At 72.5% G+C, this 15,879-nt stretch carries 20 protein-coding genes and 1 pseudogene; 8 read left to right on the top strand and 13 right to left on the bottom strand.

Annotated elements, in window-relative coordinates; translation table 11 throughout:
• The 3 genes from EAD98_RS02315 to EAD98_RS02305 form a co-directional block, all read right to left on the bottom strand.
• On the bottom strand, positions 1 to 1,161 hold a 1,161-nt coding region (locus tag EAD98_RS02315; RefSeq protein ID WP_147457317.1), incomplete at its 3' end, for a cysteine desulfurase family protein.
• Positions 1,162 to 1,315: 154 nt separating this feature from the next.
• Positions 1,316 to 1,978 carry a class F sortase gene (locus EAD98_RS02310; RefSeq protein WP_121652420.1) on the bottom strand — a complete coding sequence of 221 codons (663 nt, stop codon included), beginning with the start codon at positions 1,976 to 1,978 and terminating at the stop codon, positions 1,316 to 1,318.
• Positions 1,975 to 2,805, bottom strand: coding sequence for a DUF4397 domain-containing protein (locus EAD98_RS02305; protein ID WP_121652419.1), 831 nt, complete (start codon positions 2,803 to 2,805; stop codon positions 1,975 to 1,977). Before EAD98_RS02305 ends, EAD98_RS02310 begins: the two co-directional genes overlap by 4 nt.
• 230 nt (positions 2,806 to 3,035) lie before the next feature.
• Between EAD98_RS02305 and EAD98_RS02300 the strand changes: the two genes are divergently transcribed.
• Both EAD98_RS02300 and EAD98_RS02295 read left to right on the top strand, forming a co-directional pair.
• Entirely contained in the window at positions 3,036 to 3,638 is a 603-nt protein-coding gene (locus EAD98_RS02300; protein WP_121652418.1) for an RNA polymerase sigma factor, read from the top strand.
• A pseudogene (locus tag EAD98_RS02295) lies at positions 3,592 to 4,163 on the top strand (anti-sigma factor). Before EAD98_RS02300 ends, EAD98_RS02295 begins: the two are co-directional and overlap by 47 nt.
• Before the next feature lie 104 nt (positions 4,164 to 4,267).
• Here the strand turns inward: EAD98_RS02295 and EAD98_RS02290 are convergent.
• The 4 genes from EAD98_RS02290 to EAD98_RS02275 all read right to left on the bottom strand — a co-directional run bounded on the left by EAD98_RS02290 (position 4,268) and on the right by EAD98_RS02275 (position 7,429).
• On the bottom strand, positions 4,268 to 5,227 hold the full coding sequence (locus EAD98_RS02290; protein ID WP_121652417.1) for an electron transfer flavoprotein subunit alpha/FixB family protein: 960 nt from the start codon (positions 5,225 to 5,227) through the stop codon (positions 4,268 to 4,270).
• A gap of 15 nt (positions 5,228 to 5,242) precedes the next feature.
• On the bottom strand, positions 5,243 to 6,022 hold the full coding sequence (locus EAD98_RS02285; RefSeq protein ID WP_121652416.1) for an electron transfer flavoprotein subunit beta/FixA family protein: 780 nt from the start codon (positions 6,020 to 6,022) through the stop codon (positions 5,243 to 5,245).
• 199 nt (positions 6,023 to 6,221) lie between these two features.
• A complete protein-coding gene (locus EAD98_RS02280; RefSeq protein ID WP_121652415.1) occupies positions 6,222 to 6,635 on the bottom strand; it encodes a hypothetical protein in 414 nt (137 codons plus the stop codon).
• Positions 6,632 to 7,429 (bottom strand): GNAT family N-acetyltransferase, encoded by a 798-nt coding sequence (locus EAD98_RS02275; protein ID WP_121652414.1) that lies wholly within the window; start codon positions 7,427 to 7,429, stop codon positions 6,632 to 6,634. Before EAD98_RS02275 ends, EAD98_RS02280 begins: the two co-directional genes overlap by 4 nt.
• Positions 7,430 to 7,470: 41 nt before the next feature.
• Here EAD98_RS02275 and EAD98_RS02270 point away from each other — a divergent pair, with 41 nt between their 5' ends.
• From EAD98_RS02270 to EAD98_RS02260, 3 genes are read left to right on the top strand one after another with little or no spacing between them, the layout of a single operon-like run.
• Complete coding sequence (locus EAD98_RS02270) at positions 7,471 to 7,863, top strand: YidH family protein (protein WP_121652413.1); 393 nt, start codon at positions 7,471 to 7,473, stop codon at positions 7,861 to 7,863.
• On the top strand, positions 7,860 to 8,189 hold the full coding sequence (locus EAD98_RS02265; protein WP_121652412.1) for a DUF202 domain-containing protein: 330 nt from the start codon (positions 7,860 to 7,862) through the stop codon (positions 8,187 to 8,189). The genes EAD98_RS02270 and EAD98_RS02265 overlap by 4 nt, the downstream gene beginning before the upstream one ends.
• Before the next feature lie 27 nt (positions 8,190 to 8,216).
• Positions 8,217 to 8,627, top strand: a complete 411-nt coding sequence (locus EAD98_RS02260; protein ID WP_121652411.1) for a PLD nuclease N-terminal domain-containing protein — start codon at positions 8,217 to 8,219, stop codon at positions 8,625 to 8,627.
• 14 nt (positions 8,628 to 8,641) lie between these two features.
• Here EAD98_RS02260 and EAD98_RS02255 read toward each other — a convergent pair whose 3' ends face one another.
• The 4 genes from EAD98_RS02255 to EAD98_RS02240 form a co-directional block, all read right to left on the bottom strand.
• Positions 8,642 to 9,451: an ABC transporter permease gene (locus EAD98_RS02255; protein WP_121652410.1), complete on the bottom strand. Its 810-nt coding sequence runs from the start codon at positions 9,449 to 9,451 to the stop codon at positions 8,642 to 8,644.
• The gene (locus tag EAD98_RS02250) at positions 9,448 to 10,419 is read right to left on the bottom strand and encodes an ATP-binding cassette domain-containing protein (protein WP_121652409.1); all 972 of its coding nucleotides are present in this window, start codon (positions 10,417 to 10,419) and stop codon (positions 9,448 to 9,450) included. Before EAD98_RS02250 ends, EAD98_RS02255 begins: the two co-directional genes overlap by 4 nt.
• Before the next feature lie 171 nt (positions 10,420 to 10,590).
• Complete coding sequence (locus tag EAD98_RS02245; protein WP_121652408.1) at positions 10,591 to 12,213, bottom strand: acetolactate synthase; 1,623 nt, start codon at positions 12,211 to 12,213, stop codon at positions 10,591 to 10,593.
• A 116-nt stretch (positions 12,214 to 12,329) separates the two neighbouring features.
• Positions 12,330 to 13,103 (bottom strand): enoyl-CoA hydratase/isomerase family protein, encoded by a 774-nt coding sequence (locus EAD98_RS02240; RefSeq protein WP_121652407.1) that lies wholly within the window; start codon positions 13,101 to 13,103, stop codon positions 12,330 to 12,332.
• 98 nt (positions 13,104 to 13,201) lie between these two features.
• Here EAD98_RS02240 and EAD98_RS02235 point away from each other — a divergent pair, with 98 nt between their 5' ends.
• Positions 13,202 to 13,681 carry a DUF6232 family protein gene (locus tag EAD98_RS02235; RefSeq protein WP_121652406.1) on the top strand — a complete coding sequence of 160 codons (480 nt, stop codon included), beginning with the start codon at positions 13,202 to 13,204 and terminating at the stop codon, positions 13,679 to 13,681.
• A gap of 10 nt (positions 13,682 to 13,691) precedes the next feature.
• Here EAD98_RS02235 and EAD98_RS02230 read toward each other — a convergent pair whose 3' ends face one another.
• On the bottom strand, positions 13,692 to 13,916 hold the full coding sequence (locus EAD98_RS02230) for a hypothetical protein (protein WP_233583682.1): 225 nt from the start codon (positions 13,914 to 13,916) through the stop codon (positions 13,692 to 13,694).
• A gap of 115 nt (positions 13,917 to 14,031) precedes the next feature.
• On the opposite strand from EAD98_RS02230, the gene EAD98_RS02225 reads away from it, so the two are divergent.
• Positions 14,032 to 14,514: a DUF6232 family protein gene (locus tag EAD98_RS02225; protein ID WP_121652405.1), complete on the top strand. Its 483-nt coding sequence runs from the start codon at positions 14,032 to 14,034 to the stop codon at positions 14,512 to 14,514.
• A 78-nt stretch (positions 14,515 to 14,592) separates the two neighbouring features.
• Positions 14,593 to 15,321 carry a hypothetical protein gene (locus tag EAD98_RS02220; protein WP_121652404.1) on the top strand — a complete coding sequence of 243 codons (729 nt, stop codon included), beginning with the start codon at positions 14,593 to 14,595 and terminating at the stop codon, positions 15,319 to 15,321.
• A gap of 39 nt (positions 15,322 to 15,360) precedes the next feature.
• Here EAD98_RS02220 and EAD98_RS02215 read toward each other — a convergent pair whose 3' ends face one another.
• Positions 15,361 to 15,819 (bottom strand): rhodanese-like domain-containing protein, encoded by a 459-nt coding sequence (locus tag EAD98_RS02215; RefSeq protein ID WP_121652403.1) that lies wholly within the window; start codon positions 15,817 to 15,819, stop codon positions 15,361 to 15,363.
• Between the last annotated feature and the right edge of the window lie 60 nt (positions 15,820 to 15,879).

Raw genomic sequence — 15,879 nt, 5'->3', positions numbered from 1 at the left:
GAGGGCGGCGGCTCGGCGGGCGCGGTCTACGGCGGCCGGGAGGGCCGCGATGAGGGCGTCGATGTCGGCCTGGGTGCTGGTGTGGCCGAGGGTGAAGCGCAGCGAGGAGCGGGCGCGGTCGTCGTCGGCGCCCATGGCGAGCAGCACGTGCGAGGGCTGGGCCACCCCTGCTGAGCAGGCCGAACCCGTCGAGCAGGCGATTCCCTGGGCGTCGAGCAGGAGCAGCAGGGCGTCGCCTTCGCAGCCGGGGAAGGAGAAGTGCGCGTTGCCGGGCAGCCGGTCGACCGGGTCGCCGTTGTAGACCACCTCGGGCACCGCGCGGCGGACCCGCTCGATCAGGTCGTCGCGGAGCGCGGCCACCCGGGCCGCGTACTCCTGCTGGCCCTTCACCGCCGCCTCGACGGCGACCGCGAAGGCGACGATGCCGGCGGTGTCCAGGGTGCCGGAGCGGACGTCGCGTTCCTGCCCGCCGCCGTGCAGCAGCGGCGTGGCCGCCACGTCCCGGGCGAGCAGCAGCGCGCCCACCCCGGTCGGGCCGCCCAGCTTGTGCCCGGTGACGGTCAGCGCGGCGACCCCGCTCGCGGCGAAGTCGACCGGCACCTGCCCGACCGCCTGGATGGCGTCGGTGTGGAACGGCACACCGTGCTCGGCGGCGACGGCGGCCAGCTCGGCCACCGGCTGGACGGTGCCCACCTCGTTGTTCGCCCACATCGCCGTGACCACGGCCACCCGGTCGGCGTGCGCGGCCAGCTCGGCACGCAGGTCGTTCGGGTCGAGCCGACCGGCGGCGTCCACCGGCAACCAGCCGACCTCGGCCCCCTCGTGCTGGGCCAGCCAGTCCACCGCGTCCAGCACCGCGTGGTGCTCGACGGCGCTGGAGACCACCCTCCGGCGGTCGGGGCCGGCTCCGCGCCGCGCCCAGAAGATGCCCTTGACCGCGAGGTTGTCGCTCTCCGTACCGCCACCGGTGAAGATCACTTCGGACGGCCGGGCGCCCAGCACCGCGGCCACCCGCTCGCGCGACTCCTCGACCCGGCGGCGGGCACGGCGACCCGCCGCGTGCAGGGAGGACGCGTTGCCGACCTCGCGGGCGGTGGCGACGTACGCCTCCAGTGCCTCGTCGAGCATCGGAGTGGTCGCCGCGTGATCCAGGTAAGCCATCACCGTTCAGCCTACGGCTGACCGGGCGGGGACCGGATGGCGGAGGGGACCCCGGTGAACGGCGGGCCCGCGGCCCGCGCTCGACGCGGTGATGCCGGGGCGGGAAGGGCACAACCCGCCCCGCCCCGGCAGGCACGTGAGAAGGCGTCCGGGCTCAGGCCGGAACCGCGGTGACGACGATGTTGTCGCGGTACCGGCGCGTCGCCGCGTCGAACGGCCCACCGCAGGTGATCAGGGTCAGGCGCGGCTTGCCGTCCCGGGCGAAGTACCGGTCCAACGGGATCTTCGACTTCGCGTACTCCTCCCGGGCGACGACCCGGTACTGACGTGCCCTGCCGTCGCTGCCGGTGGCGGTCAGGGTGTCGCCCTGGTCCAGCTCGCGCAGCCGGAAGAACGCCCCCTTGCCCTGCTTGGCGCTGTCCACGTGACCGGCGATGACCACCGAGCCGGCGTCCGCCTCCAGGCCGGGGCCGTAGCGGTACCAGCCGATCTGGTCGACGCTCGGCGGCACCTCGAACTCGTTGGTCCGCTCGTTGATGCCGACCGCGTTGACCGTGGCGGTGACGTCGAGCTGCGGGATCACCAGCCGGACCGGCGGGACGGTCGCCGCGTCGGCCGGCAACTCCCCGGTGGTCACCGGGACGGACGGGACAGCGGCGGCGGCCGGCGGGCTCGGAGTGGCGCTGGCCAGCGCGGTCGCCTCCTCGGTGCCCACGTCGTCGGCGGGCTGGGAGCCGCACGCCACCAGGGTCGCGACGGTGAGCGCGGCAACGCCGGCGGCCATGGCCGCCAGCGCGCCGCGGTTGCGCACCGTCACTTGCGGCCGGCCCGCGCGGAGGCCATCCGCACACCGCCGCCGAGCAGCAGCAGGACGCCGGCACCGGTGAGCACGTACCACCAGGTGTCCACGCCCGTGCCGGCCTGCCCACCGTCACCGCTCGGCACGCCGCCTGGGGCGGAGTGCAGGCCGGTGATGGTCTGGGCCACCACGTCGAGGGTCTTGCCCTCGGCGGAGCCGATCGCGTAGACGATCGTCGCGGTGCCCTCCTTGAGGTTCAGGTCCGCCGGGCCGATGGCCACGGTGTCGGTGCCGGCCAGCACCACGTCCGCCTGCACGCGGCCCGCGTCGACGTCGCCCTTGGCCTCGTTCGGGTTGGTCAGGCCCTCGAAGACCGGGGTGCCACCGGCCCGCACGTCCACCTCCGGGGCGGCGGCGGTGTGCCGGACGATCAGCCGGGCCTTGCCGGCGTCGACCTTCGAGACGTCGTTGACGAACGGGGTGATCTTCGGCTGGCCGGCGGCGTCGAGGTGGGCCGCGATGCTGATGTTCGCCCCACCCGGAACCGCGGCGTTGTCGACCTTGAGGATCGCGCTGCCGACCGGCTCGCCGGGCTTGGTGAGCGCGATGTCGTACTCGCCCTCCTCCAGGTTGAGCGGGCCGGCCACGTCACCGGGCTTGAAGTTGTCCAGGGTCTTCTCGCCGTTGACGTAGACGTCCACCGGGGTGTCCGGGATGCCGTGCACGACGGAGACCTTCGACGTGGCGGCGTAGGCGGGAGTGGCGGTGAACGCGCCGACGCCGGTGAATGCCAGCGCGGCGACGGCGCCGCCTGCGGCGACCCGACGGAAGTACGAGAGCTGCATGTCTGCCTCCTGGTGATTGGTGCTGATTCGTCAGGCCTGGCTTGCAGAACGGGTTACGCCGGCTCCGCGACGGCTGGATGCGACCCGGAGGTGATTTCTTTTCCGGCCCCGTCCGCATCCGCAGGGCCCCCGGCGGACGAAGAGCTGGGTGAGATGACATCGACGGGGAGAGTGGGGCGGAGGCTGTGGGAGTTACAGTCGGGCATGCCCCATCGAAGGCGAGCTGCCCGATGACGGCGTCAGGACAGGAACCGGACCCCCCGGTGGACGACCTCGCCCTCCGGTTTCGTGCTGGCGACGAGGTCGCGCTCCGCGCGGCGTACGACCGGTACGGCCGGGCCGTGCTGCACCTGGCCACCTCGATGCTGGCCAACCGCAGCGACGCCGAGGACGTGACCCAGGCGACGTTCGTCGCCGCCTGGCTGGGGCGGGAGACCTTCGATCCGGCCAAGGGTTCGCTGATCGGTTGGCTGCTCGGCATCGGCCGGCGCAAGGTGATCGACCGGATGCGGGCCGCGGCCCGGGAGACCCGGGTGGTCGAGACGGTCCGTCAGCTGCCCGAGCCGGCGCAGACCGGTCCCGATCCGGACCGGGTGGTCGATCGGCTGGTGGTCGCGGACGAGCTGGCTCGCCTGCCGGACGACCAACGACGCATGCTGGAGCTGGCGTTCTACGACGACCTGACACACCAGCAGATAGCCACGGTGACGGGCGTGCCACTGGGCACCGTGAAGAGTCACATCCGGCGCGGCATGGCGAGCTTGAAACGCAGATGGGAGGTGGACGGTGCAGCACCTGGACCACGACCGGCTGGTCTTTCTGGCGCTCGGTGAGAGCGAGGCGGCCAACGGGGAGAGCACCCACCTCGACACCTGCGCGCACTGCCGGCTGGAGATGGAGATTCTCCAGCAGGTGGCCGGTCCCGCTGGGCGGCCACCGCGGCGACCGCGGCCGCCGCCGCGGCGATCGGTGTGCTGGGCACGGTCGCCGTGCTGGGATCGGACGAGCCGACGCCCGCACCGACGCAGGCGGTGGTGGCCAGTGCGCCGCTGGCGGCGTACGGATCGACGCCACCGACGGCCGAGGGTGACGCCCGGGTTTTCCAGAACGGCCAACTACATCTGCACGTGGCGAATCTCCCGCGCGTGCCGGGGTACTACGAGGTCTGGCTCATCAACCCGACGACGATGCAGATGTTCTCGGTCGGCACTCTCGGTGGCGGCTCGGACGCCCTGCTCCCACTGCCCCCCAACGTCGACCTGCGCAGCTATTCGGTGGTCGACGTCTCCGCCGAGCAGTACGACAACAAGCCCGCCCACTCCGGCGACAGCCTGCTGAGGGGCACCCTGACGGGCTGATCGGCGGGCCGGATCAGCTCCCCGGCCCGCCGATCAGCTCCCTTTCCCACATGACGCGACGAAGCCGCCGCCCGGAGCACGGGCGGCGGCTTCGTCGGTACGCGTCACTTGCGCTTGCGGATCTCCTCGGCAGCCTGCGGGACGACCTTGAACAGGTCTCCCACCACGCCGAAGTCGGCCAGCTCGAAGATCGGCGCCTCGCCATCCTTGTTGACCGCGACGATCGTCTTCGAGGTCTGCATGCCGGCCCGGTGCTGGATGGCACCGGAGATGCCGAGTGCGACGTAGAGCTGCGGGGAGACCGTCTTGCCGGTCTGGCCCACCTGGAACTGGTGCGGGTAGAAGCCGGAGTCGACCGCGGCGCGGGACGCGCCGACGGCGCCGCCGAGCAGGTCGGCCAGCTCCTCGACCAGCTTGAAGTTGTCGGCGTTGCCGACGCCGCGACCACCGGACACGACCACGCCGGCCTCGGTCAGCTCGGGGCGGGAGCCCTTCTGCTCGGCGACCCGGTCGACGACCTTCGCCAGCTTGTCGGTGTCGGTGACCGACACGGTGAGCTGCTCGATCGCCGGGGTGGCCGCCGCCGGGGTCGGGTTGACCGAGTTGGGCCGGACGGTGACCAGCGGCAGACCCCTGGTGACCTTGGACTTGACGATGGTGGAGCCGGCGAACGCGACCTGCGTGGCGGTGCCGTCGGCGTCCAGGCCGACAACGTCGGTCAGGATGCCGTTGTCCAGCTTGACGGCGAGCCGGGCGGCGATCTCCTTGCCCTCCTGCGCCGACGCCAGCAGCACGGCGGCCGGCTGCACCCGCTTGACCAGCTCGGCCAGCACGGTGGCCTTGGGAGCCACCAGGTAGCCGTCGATCTCGTCACCCTCGGCGGCGTAGATCTTCTCCGCGCCGTACTCGCCCAGCTTTGCGCTCAGCGCCTCCGCGGCGCCGGCGCCGCCGAGCACCACGGCGCTCGGGGTGCCCAGCTCGCGGGCGAGGGTGAGCATCTCCAGGGTGACCTTCTTGACGCCGAATTCCTTGGTGGCTTCGACGACGACGAGAACCTCAGACATGTCCAGACCCCGCTCTCACACGAACTTCTCGGTAGCGAGGAACTCGACCAGCTTGACGCCGCCCTCGCCCTCGTCGGTGATCTTGGCGCCGCCGGAGCGCGGCGGGCGCTTGGTGTGCTCGATCACGGCGCTGGTGGCGCCGTCGACGCCCACCTCGGTCGGTGCGACACCGAGGTCGGCCAGGGAGAGCGACTGCACCGGCTTCTTCTTGGCCGCCATGATGCCCTTGAAGGAGGGGTAGCGCGGCTCGTTGATGGTGTCCCAGACGGAGACCACGGCCGGGGTGGAGGCGGTGACGACCTCGTAGCCCTCCTCGGTCTGCCGCTCGACGGTCAGCGTGGCGCCGTCGACGGTGAGCTTGCGGGCGCCGGTGAGCGCCGCGACGCCGAGCCGCTCGGCGATCATGTGCGGCATGACCTGGACCCGGCCGTCGGTGGACTCGGCGCCGCAGATCACCAGGTCGGCGTTGAGCTGACCGAGGGCGGCGGCGAGCACCTTCGAGGTGGCCACCGCGCAGGAACCGTGCAGGGCGTCGTCCACCACGTGCACGGCCTTGTCCGGGCCCATGGAGAGCGCCTTGCGGATCGACTCGGTCGCCCGGTCCGGACCCATGGTCAGGATGGTGACCTCGCCACCGTGCGCTTCCTTGATCTTCAGCGCCTCCTCGATGGCGTACTCGTCCATCTCGTTGATCACGTTGTTCGCCGAACCGCGGTCGACGGTGTTGTCGTCATTGCGCAGGTTGCGGTCCGCGCCCGAATCAGGCACCTGCTTGACGAGTACGACGATATTCATCGCGCTTCGACGACCCTCCTGTGTGGTGTTGCGATTGGCTCGCCCGGTCTCGGGCGCAGCCTCGCGCGTCGGTCGACGCCCGGTCAACCGCAGGCTGCTGTGCGGTTGCCCACGGCGCAATGTTACCTGCCAGTAGGTTGCAGCCCCCGGGGCACTCAGAGTGACACAGCTCACCGATGCCGACAGCGGCACGCGCCGGTCAGGCCGGGTCGGCCAACGCGCCCCGGATCCGGTCGATGACCGCCGCTTCCTCCGGGGCCACCCCGTCGTGTGCCCGGGCCACCCGGTCCGCCGCGGTCAACACCACCGCCCGGTACGCGTCCACGTCCGCCGGTGACTTCTCCCGCAGGATCCGCATCGCCCGGTCGAGAGCCGGCAGCACCACCGACTCGATCTCCAACTGGGAATCCCGGGGCAGCCGGGGCAGTGGACCGCTGGTCAACGCCTCCTTGACCACGCCGCTGGCGTCGGCCAACGCGCCGGAGGCCGCGAGGCTCTCCCGGATCACGCCCAGCATGCCCGGATCGGCGTTCGAGACCAGGAAGACGGCCCCGAACGCGCCTGTCTTGAGAATCAGCCGCTCCTCGTCCGTCAACCGCTGCTCCATGATCACGGAGTGTAGACGTACGGGGTGGTGGTGGTGACCGGGACGAGGCCGAGCCGCTGCAGGATCGGCCGGCTGTCCTCGGACGCGTCGACCTGCAGCAGCGTCCGGTCCCGCTGGTCGGCCAGCCGCGCCCGGTAGGTGACCAGCGCCCGGTAGATGCCCTTGCGACGCCACTGCGGCAGGGTCGACCCGCCCCAGAGGGTGGCGAAGCCGGTGTTCGCCGGGAAGCGCACCCAGCCGGCGCTCACCACCGTCTCGTCCGTCTCGGCCACCACCACGGTGATCGAGTGCGGGTCGGCGTCGATCTCCTTGGCCAGCCCCCAGACGAGGTGCGAGCGGTCCTCCTGCCAGACCTCCTCCTCCATGGCGGCGATCCGCTCCAGGTCGGCCCGGGAGGTCACCTCACGCAGGCGTACCCCCTCGGGTGGGACCGGCAGCGCGGCGGCCAGCGGCGCGACCGGCCCGACCACGACGGTCTCCCGCTCCTGGGCCACGAAGCCGGCGGCGCGCAACCGGTCCGCCAGGTCCGCCGGCTCGTCGTGCTCGTTGAGCTTCCACTCCACCGACTGGCCCCGCTGGCGGAACAGCTCCACCTGACGGGCGATCAGCTCGTCCAGCGCGTCGCCGGTCAATCCCCCCAGGTCGCGGTAGGTGAGGAAGCCACCGGCGTCGAGCCCGATGATCCGGACCAACGGCCCGTCCCGCTCCACCGTGACCCCGGCCGGAACCGGGTCCGGGATCTCCGGGCGGAGCTGGTTGTCGTAGGCGGCGCGCAAGGTCATCACGTCAAGGTCGGTCACCGGCTCAGGTTAAGCGGCAGGACAAGCGGATAATCGGCAGCGTGCGGGAAGCGATCAGGCGGTGGTTCGACCCGGCGGACCTACGCTCGGTCGGCGAACCTCCCGACTACCGCTTCTCCCTGGCCAACGAGCGCACCTTCCTCGCCTGGCTGCGCACCGGCCTGGCGCTGGTCGGCGGCGGCCTGGCCACCGCGCAGTTCCTGCCGCCGCTGCCGCTGGCCCACCTGCGGGAGGCGATCTCCGTCGCGCTGCTGCTGCTCGGCGGCGCCGTCGCCGTCCGCGCGGTGGACCACTGGGCGCGGACCGAACGGGCCATCCGGCTCGGTCAGGAGCTGCCCGCCTCCCGTTTCCCCGCCATCCTCGCCCTCGCCGTCGGCGCCGGCGCGGCGCTGCTGGTGGTCGCGGTGCTGGTCCGGGCGATCGGCGAATCGTGACCGGCGAGCCGGGCCGGGCGGTGCACGGCGGGCGCGACCCCGGGCTGCAACCGGAGCGGACCCGGCTGGCCTGGCGACGGACGGCGCTGGCGCTGACCGTGGTGACCGCATTGGCCGTCCGGCTGGGGTCGACCGGCGACCCGAGCGGCGCGCTGATCGCCGGCGCCGCCGTGCTGCTCTGGGGGGCCGTGCTCGTGCTGTGCTGGCCGCGAGGCACCGGCACGGGGCCGGCGCGCACCGGCGGTCGGACGCTGCCCCTGGTCGCGCTGGCCATCGCCGGGCTCGCGCTGCTCGGTGCGCTGTTGGTGGTTCGCGGACTGTGGTGACGGGACCGGGTGCGCCATGATGGGTGCATGGCCCGGCTGTACGTACTCCTCTTCCTGGTGCAGATCGTCCTCGCCGTCTGCGCGCTGATCAGCTGTCTCTCCGCCGAGGAGGGCCAGATCCGTGCCCTGCCCCGGATCGCCTGGGTGCTGATCATCTTGTTCTTCCCGCTGGTCGGCTCGATCGCCTGGTTCGTCGCCGGCCGGGAGCCCGGTCCCGGCGCCCGCAAGGCCTGGCCGACCGGCAACCGCCCCGCCGAGCGCCACCGCCCGGTCGCCCCCGACGACGACCCGGAGTTCCTCCGCTCCGTGCAGGAGCGCTCGCAGCAGCAGGACCAGGAACTCTTCCGCCGCTGGGAGGAAGACCTGCGCCGGCGCGAGGACGACCTGCGCCACCGCGACGGCGAGCCGCCGCGCGAGGGTGACCGGCCGGAGGTGTGAGACCCGCCCGCGGGTCACACCCGACGCTTGAGCCCACGCACCGCCAGCGGAGCGAAGATCACCGCGATGCCGGCGCCCCAGAGCAGCGTCTGAAGCACCGGGCCGGCGACCGGACCGCCGACCAGGAGGCCGCGTAGCGCGTCGGCCACCACGGTCACAGGGTTGACCTCCACCCAGTTCTGCAGCCAGCCGGGCATGCGGTCGGTGGGCACGAAGATGTTGCTGGTGAAGGTCAGCGGGAAGATCACCATGAAGCCGAAGATCTGCACCTTGTCCGGCTCGCTCACCAGCACCCCGACCAGCACCGAGATCCAGGACGCGGCCAGCGTGAACGCCAGCAGCAGCGCGAACGCCCCGACCACCCCGAGCAGCCCGTTGCCGACCCGGAAGCCCAGGATCGCTCCGACGCCGAGCAGCAGCGCGATCGACCAGGCCTGCTTGACGGTGTCGGCGAGGATCCGGCCGGCCAGCGGCGCCCACCGGGCGATGGGCAGCGCCCGGAGCCGGTCGAAGACGCCCTTGGTGAGGTCGTTGTTCAGCCCGAACCCGGTCGTCATGGTGGCGAAGAGCGCGTTCTGCACCATGATGCCGGGCAGCATGAAGGTGAGGTACTCGCCGGAGGACCCGGCGATCGCGGTCCCGAAGACGTACGTGAACAGCAGCACGAACATCACCGGCTGGATGCTCAGGTCGAGCAGCTCCATCGGGTTGTGCTTGATCTGCACCAGGCTGCGCCAGGCCAGCGTGAAGGTGTGCCGCAACCCGGCGACCGGGCTGAGCCGGCGGGCCGGGGTCGGCGCAGGGGCGAGAGTGGCGGCGGTCATGCCGGCGTCCTTTCCAGGTCGGTACCGGCCGGGGCGTCCTCGGCCCGGTGGCCGGTGAGAGAGAGGAAGACCTCGTCCAGACTGGCGCCGCGCAACGCCAGCTCGGCGACCGCGATCTCGGCCGCGTCGAGCCGGCTCACCACCGCGGGCAGCACACCGGGATCGTTCACCGCGACGGTGACCGCGTTCTGGGCAACCTCGGGAGACGCGCCGGACACCGCGTGGGCGATGGCGGTCACGGCGCCCAGGTCGGCGAGGTCGGCCGGTCGCACGGTGAGGGACTGACCGCCGGTCTTGGCCTTCAGCTCCTCCGGCGCGCCCTGCGCGATCACCCGGCCGTGGTCGACCACCGCGATCTCCCCGGCGAGCTGGTCGGCCTCCTCCAAATACTGCGTGGTGAGCAGCACCGTCACCCCGTCGGAGACCAGGGCGCGGACGATGTCCCACAGGTCGTTGCGGCTGCGCGGGTCCAGGCCGGTGGTCGGTTCGTCGAGGAAGAGCACCTGCGGCCGGCCGACCAGGCTGGCGGCGAGATCCAGCCGGCGCCGCATGCCGCCGGAGAAGGTCTTGGCGGCCCGGTCGGCGGCGTCGCTGAGCTGGAAGTCGGCGAGCAGTTGACGGGCGCGCTGCTTGGCGTCGGCCCTGCTCAGCCCGAGCAGCCGGCCGATCAGCAGCAGATTCTCCGCGCCGGTCAGGGTCTCGTCGACCGATGCGTACTGGCCGGTCAGGCCGATCAGTTGACGCACCTGATGGGCGTCGCGGACGACGTCGAAGCCGCCGACCGTGGCCCGGCCCTCGTCGGCGCGCAGCAGGGTGGCGAGCACCCGCACCGCGGTGGTCTTGCCGGCGCCGTTCGGCCCGAGCAGGCCGAAGACGGTCCCGGTCGGAACCGCCAGATCAACGCCGGCGAGGGCGGTGGTGGCGCCGAAACGCCGCACCAGGCCCTCGGCGCGGATCGCGTAGTCCATCGCAACTCCCTGTCGTCTCCGGTGGTGACACCACCATGGGCGACAGGTCTGACATCCCCGCCGATCCCCGGCTGACGTTACGACGACCGGCGCCGACATTCCGCTGATTTAGCTGCCGGACGACGCCGCGCCGCCGCCCCGCTGGGGCGACGGCGCGGCTGCGGGTGCGACTCAGGCCAGGTTCGACGACCGGGGGTACGCGTCGGTCGGGTCGGTGAGCACGTTGACCAGGTACGGCACTCCGGCGTCGAACGCCCGCTGCAGGGCCGGCCCGAGGTCGGCGGCCTTGGCGACCGTCTCCCCCGCCCCGCCGAGCGCGCTGACCACCGTGTCGTAGCGCAGCTCCGGCTGGAGGTCGGCCGCGACGTCGTAGCCGTACATGGCCCGCATCGGGTGCTTCTCCAGACCCCAGATGCCGTTGTTGCCGACGACCATCACGACCGGCAGCTTCTGGCGGACCAGCGACTCGACGTCCATCAGCGAGAAGCCGGCGGCCCCGTCGCCCATCAGCACGCAGATCTGCCGGTCCGGATGGCTGACCCGGGCGCCCATCGCGTAGCCCATGCCGGTGCCCAGGCAGCCGTACGGGCCCGGGTCCAGCCAGGTGCCGGGCTGCGCCGGCTCCAGGTACCGACCGGCGTACGAGACGAAGTCACCGCCGTCGCCAATGGTGATCGCGTCGCGGGCCAGGACCCGACGCAGCTCGCCGTAGATCCGGGCTGGACGGATCGGGTCGGTCTCGGCCGCCATCTCGGCCGCGTCGCGAGCCCGGGCCGCGTCCTCGGCTATGCGCAGGTCGGCGATCCAGTCGGTGTGGTCGGCGCGGTCACCGGTGTGGTCGGCCAGCGCGGAGAGGATCAGGCGCAGGTCGCCGGCGGGTGCGGCGGCCGGTTGCACGTGCCCGGCGCGCTGGCTCGGCGCGTCGACGATGTGCACCACCTTGGCGTCACCGAAGTCACCGAAGCTGAGCCGGAAGTCCAGCGGGGTGCCGACCACCACGACCACGTCGGCGCCGGAGAGCGCGGCCCGGCGGGCCTTGGCGAAGGCGAGCGGGTGCTCCGGCGGGAGCGAGCCGCGACCCATCCCGTTGGTGAAGACCGGCACCTGCAACGCCTCGGCCGCCTCACGCAGCGCGGCGACCGCGTCGCCGGCGTACACGTCGGAGCCGGCGATGATGACCGGCCGCTGCGCCCCGGCGATCAGCGTCGCGGCCCGTGCGACCTCCTCCGGGTCCGGCTCGACCGGGTCGATGCCGGCCGGGGCGGACACGTCGGCCTCGGCGACCGAGAAGACCGTCTCCAGCGGGAAGTCGAGGAAGGCCGGGCCGCGGTGCGGGGTGAGCGCCGCGGTGAGCGCCGCGCCCACCGCGCGGGGGATGTCGTCGGTGCTGAACACCGTCTCGGCGTGCTTGGTGACCGGGGCCACCAGCGGCAGGTGGTCCATCTCCTGGAGGCTGCCCGAGCCCCAGCGGAACGCGGGTGCCCTGCCACCGAGCACCAGCACCGGGGAGGCGTTGAAGAAGGCGCTGGTCATGCCCGAGATGCCGTTGGTGACGCCGGGACCGGCGGTGAGCACGGCGAGGCCGGGACGACGCTGGAGCTTGGCCACCGCCTCGGCGGCGAAGACGGCGGACTGCTCGTGCCGGACGTCGTAGATCGGGAAGCCGGTCTTGTGCGCGGCGTCGTAGAGCGGGAAGACGTGCCCGCCCGAGAGGGTGAACATCTCGCGCACCCCGTGCGCCCGCAGCGCCGCGAGCGCGAGCTCCCCGCCGTGACCTTCGACCCGCTCCGTCATCGCCGCTCCCCTTCGTCGCTTCAGATCGGAGGCCCACGCTACTGGCCGGTAGGCAGAATGTGAACCGTTCTCGGCTCACTGTCGGGCCGGCGGCGCGGACCGCCGGCCCGAGCCCCTCAGCGGCCCGTGAAGCCCGGCTTGCGCTTCTCGACGAACGCCGCCATGCCCTCGCGGCGGTCATCGGTGGCGAACAGCGCCGCGAAGAGCTGACTCTCCCAGGCCAGGCCCGAGTTCAGGTCCATGTCCAGGCCGCCGTCGACCGCCAGCTTCGCCGCGCGCAGCGCCTGCACCGGCCCGGTCACGTACGGCTGCACCAGCGCGACCGCCGCCTCGTACACCTCGGCCGCCGGCACAACCCGGTCGGCCAGGCCGATCCGCAACGCCTCCTGGGCGTCCACCATCCGCCCGGACATGATCAGATCCTTGGCGCGGGCCGGGCCGACCAGCCGGGCCAGCCGCTGGGTGCCACCCGCTCCGGGAATGATGCCCAGCTTGATCTCCGGCTGGCCGAGCTTGGCATCCTCGGCCACCACCCGCCAGTCGCACGCCAGCGCCAGCTCGCAGCCGCCACCGAGGGCGTAGCCGGTGATCGCGGCGACCACCGGCTTGGGGATCCGGGCGATCGCGCCGAGCGCGCTGGACAGGTTCGCGGCCCGGTCGGCCATGTCCACGTAGGACATCTCGGCCATCTGCTTGATGTCCGCACCCGCGGCGAAGACCTTCTCTCCGCCGTACACGATGACGGCGCGGACCTCCGGGTCGGCGGTGGCCGCCGACGCGGCGGCGCGCAACTCCTCCTGCACCTGGGTGTTGAGCGCGTTCATCGGCGGCCGCTCCAGCCGGATGGTGCCGATGCCGTCCTTGGTCTCCAGCCGAACGAACTCGCCCACGCTGCCCTCACTTCCTCGTCGAAGTCGCGTGCCAACCTTACGACCCGGCTCGTTGGGGTAAGTAGTCTGGTGTCAGCCCCGCGGGCGGGAGTCCAGCCATGATCACCTATTACGACGACAGGTCGGTGCAGGTCACCTCCACCGCCGTCCGAGTGGACGGCCGCAGCTACGCGCTGGCCGACATCACCATGATCTGGCACCGCCGGGGCAGCCGCTCCTGGCGGGTGCTCGTCGGGCGGGGTGCGATCGGCGCCGCGCTGGCCGGTCCGCTGGTCGCGGCCGTGCTCGGCATCGGCGTGGCCGTCTGGCTGCACCGCTCCACCACCGTGACGATCGCGATCGTCGGCGCGTCGGTGCTGGTGGGGCTGGCCGTCGGCCCGATCGCCGACTTCCTCTTCGAACACCTGGACCGCTCGTACGCCCGGGGCAGCCGGCAACTGGAGATCTGGGCGCGCTGGCGCGGCCAGCCGGTACGGCTGCTGCGTACCGGCGACGCGCTGCGCTTCGGTCAGATCTACCGGGCCGTGCAGCGCGCCGTCGAGCGCAGCCAGCCGGCCCGCCCGACCAGCCGCCGATAGCGGTCCGCGCTCAGAACCGGATCGGCTCGTCCGGAACCAGGTCGAGCCCGCGCAGCAGGCCGTACAGGTCCTGCTCGCCCCAGAACTCGACGATCCGGCTCTGCGCCAGCCGGTACATCTTGCAGGCGTTCTGCACGGCGGTGGCGCCGGTGGCGTCCCGCCGGTAGGTCTGCGCCAGCGAGACGACGACTCGGTCCTCGACAAGCCACCCGTCGGACGCGTGCGCGCGACGCACCGTTGTCCAGCTTTCAGATCTTGGACACTTGTCGATCGGCGCGGACGGCAACTGTCCAAGATCTGAGCGGAACGCATCGGACGGGTGGGTTGCCGGCGGGTGGTTAGGCTTAGTGATGACCCTCTATTACCGGGACGACGCGGTGCAGGTGACCTCCGAGTCGATCCGGGCGGGGGGTCACCTGGTCGCCCTCTCCGACGTGACGTACGTCTGGCACGCGCGCGGCCCGAAGACGCTCGCGGTACGCGGCCGGGTGCTCGGTCGCGGCGTCCTGGTCCTGCTGCTCTCGCTGCCGCCGCTGGTCGCGCTGGTCTGTGTGCTCTCGCTGGCCTACACGGCGCAGGACCGGGGCAACTGGAAGATGGCGCTGATCATCCTCGCGGCCTGCGCGGTGGGGGCGCTGGCGTTGACCCCGTTCCTGGAGATCCCCCTCGGCTGGCTGGACCGCTCCTACGAGCGCGGCAGCCACGTGCACGAGTTGTGGGTGCAGCACCACGGCCGTGAGCAGTTGCTGCTGCGTACCCCGGACGCGCTGCGGTTCGGGCAGATCTACCGGGCCGTGCAGCGCGCCGTCGAGCAGCAGGGGGACCACCGATGACCACCCGCCGGGCGGAGGCCACCGCGCCGGCCGGCCGCCGTCGGGCGGTTGTGGTGCGGTCGGCGCACACTTGATCCCATGGCGATTCCTCTCCCCACACCCTCCGCGGTGGTCGGCCTGACCCGCTCCGCTCTCGACCAGGCGCTCGGCTCGGCCGCCTCGTTCGCCGCCGTGCCCGTCCGCGCGTTCGCGGTGCTGGACGGGGTGGAGGCGCTGCTGGCCCGGATCAACGGCGTGGTGGACCGGATCGAGACGACGTTGGACCGGACCGACCGGGTGCTCACCGACGCCGAGACGGCGGTCCGCGAGGTGGCCGTGATCAGCGCCGCCGCGACCACCGCCATCGACACCGCCACCGAGGTGGCGACGGCGGCAGCCGTGGTGGTCCGGGAGGCCGACCAGGTCTCTCGCCTGGCCGGCAGGGTGGTCGCCGAGGCCGAGACGGTCGCCGGACGGGCCGCGGCCACCGTGGGCGCCGCGGCCGAGGCGGCGGCCACGGCGGCCGAGCTGCTGGCGGCGTACGAGCCGGCGCTGCGGCGGGCCGCGCCGATGGCGGACCGCTTCGTCGGGGAGCTGAGCCACGAGGAGGTCACCGCGGCGATCCGCCTGATCGACGAGCTGCCCAAGCTCAAGCAGCACCTGACGGCGGACATCCTGCCCATCCTGGCCACCCTGGACCGGGTCGGGCCCGACCTGCACGACCTGCTCGACGTCACCCGCGACCTCAAGCTCGCCGTCGCCGGCATCCCGGGGCTGGGCATGCTGCGCCGGCGGGGCGAGAAGCTCAGCGACGACCTGGTCGGCTGAACGCCCGGACGACGACCGGAGTGGTGCTGCTCGGCCTGGTCAGCAGTCGCAGGTGATCGTGGCGCGGGGCGCGGTCAGGTCGTCGACCGGGCGGCGGGTCAGCCCGGTCCCGGTCATCACCGGCAGTCCCTCCCGCACCCAGTACTCGAACCCGCCGAGCATTTCCTTGACCGGGTGGCCGAGGCGGGCGAACTCCAGCGCGGCCCGGGTCGCGCCGTTGCAGCCAGGCCCCCAGCAGTACGTGACCACGGCCGAGCCGGCCGGGATCAGCTCGGCCGCCCGGCTGGCGATCTCGGCGGTGGGCAGGTGCACCGCCCCCGGCAGATGTCCCTGCTTCCAGGCGGCCTCCCCGCGGGAGTCGACCACCACCAGGCCGGGAGTACGGGCGGACAGGTCGGCGTGCACGTCGCTGACGTCGGTCTCGACGCTGAGCCGGGCGAGAAAGTGGGCGGCGGCGGCAGCCGGACCGGCGGCGGGGACGGCGAAGGTGAAGGTCATGGACCGATCCTGGCCGGCGTCACCACCCGGAACGAGTGGCGAGAGCGACGTCCTGCGCTA

Origin of the sequence: Micromonospora sp. CV4 (assembly GCF_003667455.1) — a bacterium.
Lineage (GTDB): Bacteria > Actinomycetota > Actinomycetes > Mycobacteriales > Micromonosporaceae > Micromonospora.
Note: the sequence above shows the minus strand (reverse complement) of the source record. Positions and strands in the feature narration are given on the sequence as shown.